Source organism: Streptomyces sp. 7R007 (assembly GCF_054850255.1).
In genome coordinates, this window is record NZ_JBTWMV010000005.1 from 335,412 (window position 1) to 342,653 (window position 7,242).

The 7,242-nt window shown below is 73.9% G+C and carries 7 protein-coding genes; 1 reads left to right on the plus strand and 6 read right to left on the minus strand.

Annotation, left to right across the window (positions count from 1 at the left end; genetic code table 11):
- Nucleotides 1-210 precede the first annotated feature (210 nt).
- The 6 genes from ACYF6T_RS09795 to ACYF6T_RS09820 form a co-directional block, all read right to left on the minus strand.
- Complete coding sequence (locus ACYF6T_RS09795) at nt 211-879, minus strand: response regulator (RefSeq protein WP_461695164.1); 669 nt, start codon at nt 877-879, stop codon at nt 211-213.
- Nucleotides 876-2,060 (minus strand): sensor histidine kinase, encoded by a 1,185-nt coding sequence (locus tag ACYF6T_RS09800; RefSeq protein WP_461695165.1) that lies wholly within the window; start codon nt 2,058-2,060, stop codon nt 876-878. Before ACYF6T_RS09800 ends, ACYF6T_RS09795 begins: the two co-directional genes overlap by 4 nt.
- A 106-nt stretch (nt 2,061-2,166) precedes the next feature.
- The gene (locus ACYF6T_RS09805; RefSeq protein WP_461695167.1) at nt 2,167-2,910 is read right to left on the minus strand and encodes an IclR family transcriptional regulator; all 744 of its coding nucleotides are present in this window, start codon (nt 2,908-2,910) and stop codon (nt 2,167-2,169) included.
- Complete coding sequence (locus ACYF6T_RS09810; protein WP_461695195.1) at nt 2,907-4,271, minus strand: alpha/beta hydrolase family protein; 1,365 nt, start codon at nt 4,269-4,271, stop codon at nt 2,907-2,909. The genes ACYF6T_RS09805 and ACYF6T_RS09810 overlap by 4 nt, the downstream gene beginning before the upstream one ends.
- Nucleotides 4,272-4,303: 32 nt before the next feature.
- On the minus strand, nt 4,304-5,644 hold the full coding sequence (locus ACYF6T_RS09815) for an MFS transporter (protein ID WP_461695169.1): 1,341 nt from the start codon (nt 5,642-5,644) through the stop codon (nt 4,304-4,306).
- Between the two features lie 108 nt (nt 5,645-5,752).
- Complete coding sequence (locus ACYF6T_RS09820) at nt 5,753-6,178, minus strand: MarR family winged helix-turn-helix transcriptional regulator (RefSeq protein WP_461695196.1); 426 nt, start codon at nt 6,176-6,178, stop codon at nt 5,753-5,755.
- Between the two features lie 217 nt (nt 6,179-6,395).
- On the opposite strand from ACYF6T_RS09820, the gene ACYF6T_RS09825 reads away from it, so the two are divergent.
- Nucleotides 6,396-7,242, plus strand: an 847-nt coding sequence (locus ACYF6T_RS09825; RefSeq protein WP_461695170.1) for an SDR family oxidoreductase, incomplete at its 3' end; no start/stop codon positions are given.

Below are 7,242 nucleotides of genomic sequence, written 5' to 3' on the forward strand. Positions count from 1 at the left end.
CGGGTCTCGACGCGCGGAGGTCGGCGGGAGCTTGCCCGCGCGAGGAGCCCGGGGTCTCGTCCCGCGGGCGTGCGGCAGGCCGTGTCCCGTCTCGTTCGCTGGGGCGATGCCGGCGTGAGCAGTCGCGTCTCGTTCGCTGGGGAAGCCCGGCGTGCCAGTCGCGTCTCGCTCGTTAGGGGGAACCCGGCGTGAGCAGTCGCGTCTCGCTCGTTAGGGGGAGCCCGGCGTGATCAGTCCCGTTTCGTAGGCGCAGATCACCGCCTGCACCCGGTCCCGCAGGCCCAGTTTGCTCAGCACGTTGCTCACGTGTGTCTTGACCGTGTGCTCGCTGACGAAGAACGCCGTGGCGATCTCGGCGTTGGACAGGCCCCGGGCCAGCAGCCGCAGGGTCTCCACCTCACGGGCGGTCAGCACGTCCAGGCGCTGCGGGGTGACCTCGGCGGCGGCCTCCTCCCGGCGGCGCCGGACGATGTCCGCGACCAGCCGCCGGGTGACCGCCGGCGCGAGCAGCGAGTCGCCGGCGGCGACCACCCGCACCGCGTGTACGAGGTCGTCGCGGCGCACGTCCTTGAGCAGGAACCCGCTGGCGCCCGCGTACAGCGCCTCGTACACGTACTCGTCCAGGTCGAACGTGGTCAGCATGACGACCTTGCAGGCGGACTGCCCGCACACCCGCCGGGCCGCCTCCAGCCCGTCCATCACCGGCATGCGGATGTCCAGGAGCAGCACGTCGGGCGCGTGCCGCTCGACCGCCGCGACCGCCTGGGCGCCGTCCCCGGCCTCCGCGACCACCTCGATGTCCCGCTGCGCTTCCAGAATCATGCTGAAGCCGCTGCGGACCAGCTCCTGGTCGTCGGCGACGACCACGCGGATGCTCACCCCAGCGCCGCCTGCCGGTCGGCGGCCACCGGCAGGCGCACGGCGACGCGGAAGCCGCCGTCCGGTCCCGGTCCGGCCTCGGCGGCGCCCCCGCAGGCCGCGGCCCGCTCCCGGATGCCGATCAGCCCGTGGCCGCCGCCCGGGCCCGCCGGGCCCCGTCCGTCGTCGGTCACCGTCACGGTCAACGCGTCCTCCGTCCAGTTGAGTTCGACCGTAGCGCGGGAAGCGTACGCGTGTTTCACGGTGTTGGTCAGCGCCTCCTGGACCACCCGGTAGACGGCGACCTCGGTGTCCGGCGGCAGCGGGCGCGGCGCGCCCGTGGTGCGCAACTCCGCGCGCAGGCCGGCAGATCCGCCGACCTGCCGGACCAGGGCGGGTAGCGCGGCCACACAAGGCTGCGGCGAAGTCCCGCTGTACTGCTCCTCCTTGAGCACCCCGAGGATCCGCCTGAGCTGCGCCATCGCATCGCGCCCCGCCGCCGCGATCGCCTCGAACGCGGCCTCGGCCCGCTCGGGATCGCTGCGCACCACGACCGGTCCGGCCTCCGCCTGCACCACCATCAGGCTCACCGCGTGGGCCAGCACGTCGTGCATGTCCCGGGCGATGCGGGCCCGTTCCCGTGTGATCGCCCGTGCCGTGTCCGCCGCCCGCTCCCGCTCCAGCCGCCGGGCCCGGTCCTCGATGGCGTCGGTGTAGGCGCGCTGCACCCGCTCCAGCGTGCCGAGGCCGTAGGCGCACAGGATCGTCAGCAGGTGGAAGGCGTACTCGAACGGGCGGGCGTTCTCCTTGTGCTGCATGGTGAGGGTGGCGCCGATCAGCCAGCCGGCCAGCATCAGCCGCCGCTGCCAGGCCGCCGAGCGGGCGGCCAGCGTGTACAGGACGACCAGGCCGCCCCACACCACGTCCGGCGGCGGCGCGTGGTAGACCGCCATCGCCGGGGTGGCCGCCGACACGACCAAGGCGGTGACGAAGGGCGCCCGGCGCCGCCACACCAGCGGCACCGCCGTCGCCGCGCCCAGCAGCCAGCCCTGCCAGGAGAGCGGGTCGTCGCCCTCGTCGGGGAAGATCCACTGCAGGGAGACCGCGAACAGCACGAGCGCGGCGAGCGCCGCGTCCACGGCATAGGGGTTCGCCGTGCGCAGCCGGGTGGCGGCGCGCGTGAAGAACGGGTGCGGGGACATCGGCGGCTCCTCGGGGCAAGGGCCGTTCCAGTATCACGGCGGGCGCGGGCGCGGACCTCGCCGGTGAGAGGGATATCCGGCGGCGCGCTCACCCCCGGTCCGTCGGCTACGGCTGCCAGCCCAGCGCCCGCGATATCCCGCGCGCCGCCACCCGGACCGCCGGTGCCAGCACCGGCACCTGGGCCTCCGCCTGCGGGACCACCACCGACACGGCGGCGGCCACCGCCCCGCCCGGCCCGCGCACCGGGGCGGCCACCGACAGCGCGTCGTCGGTGACCTGGCGGCTGCTGACCGCCACCCCGGTGCGCCGCACTTCGGCCAGCACCCGGCGCAGCCGCTCCGGATCGGTGATCGTGTACGGCGTGAAGGAGGCGAGCGGTCCCTTGCAGTACGCCTCCTGGACATCGGCGTCCGCGTGCGCGAGCAGCACCAGCCCGACCCCGGTGGCGTGCAGCGGCCAGCGCGCGCCGACGCGGATGTGCACGCCGACGGCGCTGCGCCCGGAGAGCCACTCGATGTACACGACCTCCGCCCCGTCCCGTACCGCCATCTGCACGTTCTCGTGCGTGGCCTCGTACAGGTCCTCCAGATACGGCAGCGCGATCTGCCGCAGCGCCAGCCCGCGCGGGGCGAGCGCGGCGAGCTCCCACAGCCGCAGGCCCACGTGGTAGACGCCGCTGTCGTCCCGCTCCAGCGCGCCCCACTCGGTCAGGGCGCCCACGAGCCGGTGTGCGGTGGTCAGGCTCAGCCCGGCCCGCCGGCTGATGTCCGTCAGGCACAGCGCCGGATGCTCGTGGTCGAACGCGGCGAGCACGGACAGCAGCCGGTCGGGGGCGGAGCGCGGGGTCATGGCCGGGTGTCTCCCGGGTGGGCGAGGTCGTAGGGGCGGGGGTAGGCGGCGGGGCGGTAGCCGACGTATCGCGGCCGGGCCGTCGGATCCTCCTGCCGCGCGCGGGAGTTGAGCGTCGCCGGCGAGGCGTCCCAGCGGCCGGTGTCCAGGCGGTGCTCCAGGGTGTGCAGGGCGCCGAGCATCTCGCCGGCGGTGAAGGCGCAGTGCCCGGGTCCGTCGACGTACGCCTGGCCGAGCAGTCGGCCCGAGCCCGCCGCCGTGACGGCCCGCCGGTAGGCGCTCTCGGCCTGGACCGGGATCAGCGCGTCGCCGGTCGTGTGGATGTCCAGCTGGGGGTCGGTCAGGCGGCCGGTGAGGACGCTGGTGGCCCGCATCCACCGTACGGCCCGGGCGTCGGCGGAGATCCGGGGTGCGCGGTTCAGGGCCGCGAGGTCGGTGCGCAGGGACACTCCCGCCTCCTTGTAGAGCTCGCTCACCTCTTTGTACAGCGGGGAGCGCGCGAGCATCGCGGTGTAGTCGACGCCGGTGTTCCAGGACATGGAGCCGCCGGCCCGGCTCTCGGCCTCCTGCCGCCAGTTGAACGCGGGGAGCGCGAGCAGTCCGGCGACGGCGGCGTACTGGTTGGCCTCCTGGCCGTCCCGGTCGGTCGGGGCGGGCTCGGTCTGGGAGGCGTCGTTGTAGCCGGGGATGTCGTGCAGGGCGGCGGCGAGCGCGATGCGGGCCCGGCCCTGCGGGGTGCGCTGGGCGTCGGTGACGCGCGCGCCGAGGGCGGTGGCGGCGGCCGACGCCGCGGCCGGGTCCTCGAAGCGGGTGAGCGGGACGTCGGCCCCGAGGAGCGTCTTCAGCGCGAACACCGGGTCCAGGGTGCTGTTCCAGTTGGCCACGCCGCCCTGGACGAGCCCGCACATCGACAGCGAGCCGTCGAAGCGGTCGGCGTGCCGCTCGGCCAGCATCGTGGTGACGAAACCGCCGTACGAGGTGCCCCAGGCGAGGGTGCGCCGGGCGGTGCCGAACTTCGCGGTGAACGCGTCGAGCGTGGCGAGCTGGTCGGGCACCGCGTCCGTGACCGCCCAGCCGGTGGTGGCGTAGGAGGAGCCGATGAGGGCGTAGCCCTCGGCGAGCAGTGTGGTCCGGGTGTCCGAACCGGGGGCGTCCTGGGCGGTGTTGGGGGCGCCGGCGGGGGTGTAGCCGTGGCTGTAGAGCAGGACGGTGCCGTTCCAGTCGGCGGGGACGTCCATCACGTAGGCGGCACCGGAGGGGAGCCGGCCTTCGAGGTGGGTGTCGGAGGCGGTCGCGGCGTGCGCGGGCACGGCGGCCGCCGCGCACAGGGCGAGCGCCAGCACGGCGGTGCGGGACTTCACGGTGGCCGTCAGGGCGGACTTCACGCAGGACTTCACGGCCGGCTCCCTTCCAGCGTGCGGGTGGCGGGCTCCTCCAGGGCGTCGGTGTGCGTCTCGCGCAGGCGCCACACGGTGACGGCGGTGATCGCGGTGCCACAGCACAGCAGCAGGGAGACGGGGGTGCTGCCGACGCCGGTCGAGGCGAGGAGGCTGCTCGCGATCAGCGGGGAGAAACCGGCGCCGACCAGGGTGGCGGCCTGGTAGCCGAGGGAGGCTCCGGTGTAGCGGACCCGGGTGCCGAACATCTCGGTGAGCAGGGCGCCGAGCGGCCCGTACATCGTGGACTGGGCGACGCCGTGGCCGAGCGCGAGGGCGAGGATCAGCAGGCCGGGGGAGCCGGAGTCGACCAGCGCGAGCACGGGGAAGGCGAGGAGTGCGGAGGCGACGGCGCCGGCCAGCACCACCGGGCGGCGGCCGACCCGGTCGGACAGCGCGGACGCGGCGGGCAGCACGACGAGGGCCACGCAGGAGGCGACGGTCACCGCGGTGAGGACCTGCGAGCGGCTGTACCCCTCGCCGACGGCGTAGGAGATCATGAAGCCCGTCAGCAGCGACTGCGCGGTGAACGCGCCGATGCCGGCGCAGGCCGCCAGCAGCACCGGCTTCGGGCGGCGCAGGACCTCCAGCACCGGTGGTCTGTCGAGGGGTTGGGGCTTGCGGAACAGGGGGCTCTCGGCGACCTTCACCCGGACGAACAGGCCGACGGCCAGCAGCACGACGCTCAGCAGGAACGGCACGCGCCAGCCCCAGGAGCGGAACTGCTCGTCGGGCAGCGCGGAGACCAGCGTGACCACACCGGCGGACAGCACGGAGCCCAGCGGGGCCCCGAGCTGGGTGAAGCTGGACCACAGGCCGCGCCGCGAGCCCGCCGTGTGCTCGGCGTGCTCGACGACCATCAGGGTCGCGCCGCCCCATTCGCCGCCGATGGCGAGGCCCTGCACCACGCGCAGGGCCACCAGCAGGACGGGCGCCCACACGCCGATCGTGTCGTAGGTGGGCAGGACGCCGATGAGGAAGCTGCCGCAGCCCATCAGGGTCATGGTCAGCAGCATCATCGACTTGCGGCCGAGCCGGTCGCCGAAGTGCCCGAAGACCAGGCCGCCGAGCGGGCGGGCCACATAGCCCGCGGCGAAGGTGCCGAAGGCGGCGACCGTGCCCACCGCGGGGTCGGCCTCGGGGAAGAACAGGTCGCCGAAGACCAGCGCGGCGACGGTGCCGTACACGAGGAAGTCGTAGAACTCGACGGTGGTGCCGAGCAGTCCGGACAGTGCGACGCGGCGCAACTGCCGTTGGCCGGGGGACGGTTGACGGGCGGACGTACGGGATGGCTGCACGATGCGCTCCCTGTTGCCGAAGCCGGGGGATGTCGCCGGCGGGGGACCGCACCGGCGCCCGGGTGAAGTTAGGCAGGAATGCTTCGGCCGTCAATCAGTTGCACAACATCAGTTCAGTCCGTCCCCGGCGATGCGCAGCAACAGGGCGTGCAGCACCTCGCGTTCGCCCGTGTCGAGGGGTTCGAGGAGGTCGTTGGTCACGCGCCGGCCGGCCTCGTCGGTGTCGCGCAGGAAGGCGCGGCCGTCCTCGGTGAGGGCGACGATGCGGCTGCGGCGGTCGTCGGGGGAGGGGCGGCGCTCGGCGAAGCCCAGCTTCTCCAGGTCGTCGACCAGGCCGACGATCGCGCTCGGGTCGTAGCCGAGCCGGTTGCTCAGTTCGCGCTGCAGGGCGCCCTCGGAGCCGGCGAGGAAGCGCAGCACGGCGTAGTGGCGCAGGCGCAGCCCGGACTCCTGGAGGAACGTGTTGAACAGCTGACCCGAGCGCAGGCCGAGGCGGTAGAGCAGGTAGCCCGTGTCGGCGTGCAGTGCGCGCATCCACGGCTCGTCCGCGTCGATGGGGTTCGGGGTGACGTGCTGGCGTGCGATGGCGGACTCCCGGTGCTCGATGCGTCGTGACGATTCCAGCATCTCGCACCTGTGGGTCACCAACAACTATTGACGGCAACAATTATTGCTCTTAGCTTCGATCTCGGAGCCGCTGCCGGCGTCGTCCGGCCGCACCACCCGCATCAGCTCGTGAAGGGACCCCCCCGTGCCCAGCATCGATCTCACCGGCAAGGTCGCCGTCGTCACCGGCAGCGGCCGGGGCCTCGGCCTGGCCTACGCGCACGCCCTGGCCGCCCACGGTGCCTCAGTGGTCGTCAACGACGTGGACGTGGCCGTGGCCGAGGCCGCCGTGAAGTCCATCCGCGAGGCGGGCGGGACCGCCGTCGCCGAGGTCGTCCCGGTCGGCACCGCCGAGGCCGCCGAGCGCCTGGTGAACCGGGCGGTGGAGGAGTTCGGGCGGCTGGACGTCCTGGTCACCAACGCCGGCATCCTGCGCGACAAGGTGCTGTGGAAGATGACCGACGAGGACTTCGACGCGGTGATCACCACCCACCTCAGGGGCACCTTCACCTGCGCCCGCGCCGCCGCCGTCCGCCTGCGCGAGCAGGGCGAGGGCGGCACCCTGATCCTCGTCGGCTCGCCCGCCGGCCAGCGCGGCAACTTCGGGCAGACGAACTACGCCGCCGCCAAGGCCGGCATCGCCGCCATGGCCCGCACCTGGTCGATGGAGCTGGGCCGGGCGGGCATCACCGTCAACGCGGTCATCCCGGTCGCCGCGACCGCGATGACCGAGACCATCCCGGCCTTCGCGCCCTACGTGCAGGCGATGAAGGACGGCGAGCCGCTGCCCGGCTTCCTGCGCAGGGGCGAGGGCTTCGGCACCCCCGAGGACTGCGCCGCGCTCGTGCCGTTCCTCGCCTCCGAGGCCGCGCGCGGCATCACCGGCCAGGCCATCGGCATCGGCGGCGACAAGGTGGCACTCTGGTCCCACCCGCAGGAGATCAGGGCGGCGTACGCCGACGGCGGCTGGACGCCCGACGCCCTGGCCGACG

What these genes read in the sequence shown, in the direction of transcription:
- ACYF6T_RS09800 (WP_461695165.1), bottom strand. Translation starts at nt 2,060, where the DNA reads ATGTCCCCGCACCCGTTCTTCACGCGCGCCGCCACCCGGCTGCGCACG.
- ACYF6T_RS09805 (WP_461695167.1), bottom strand. Translation starts at nt 2,910, where the DNA reads ATGACCCCGCGCTCCGCCCCCGACCGGCTGCTGTCCGTGCTCGCCGCG.
- ACYF6T_RS09820 (WP_461695196.1), bottom strand. Translation starts at nt 6,178, where the DNA reads ATGCGCGCACTGCACGCCGACACGGGCTACCTGCTCTACCGCCTCGGC.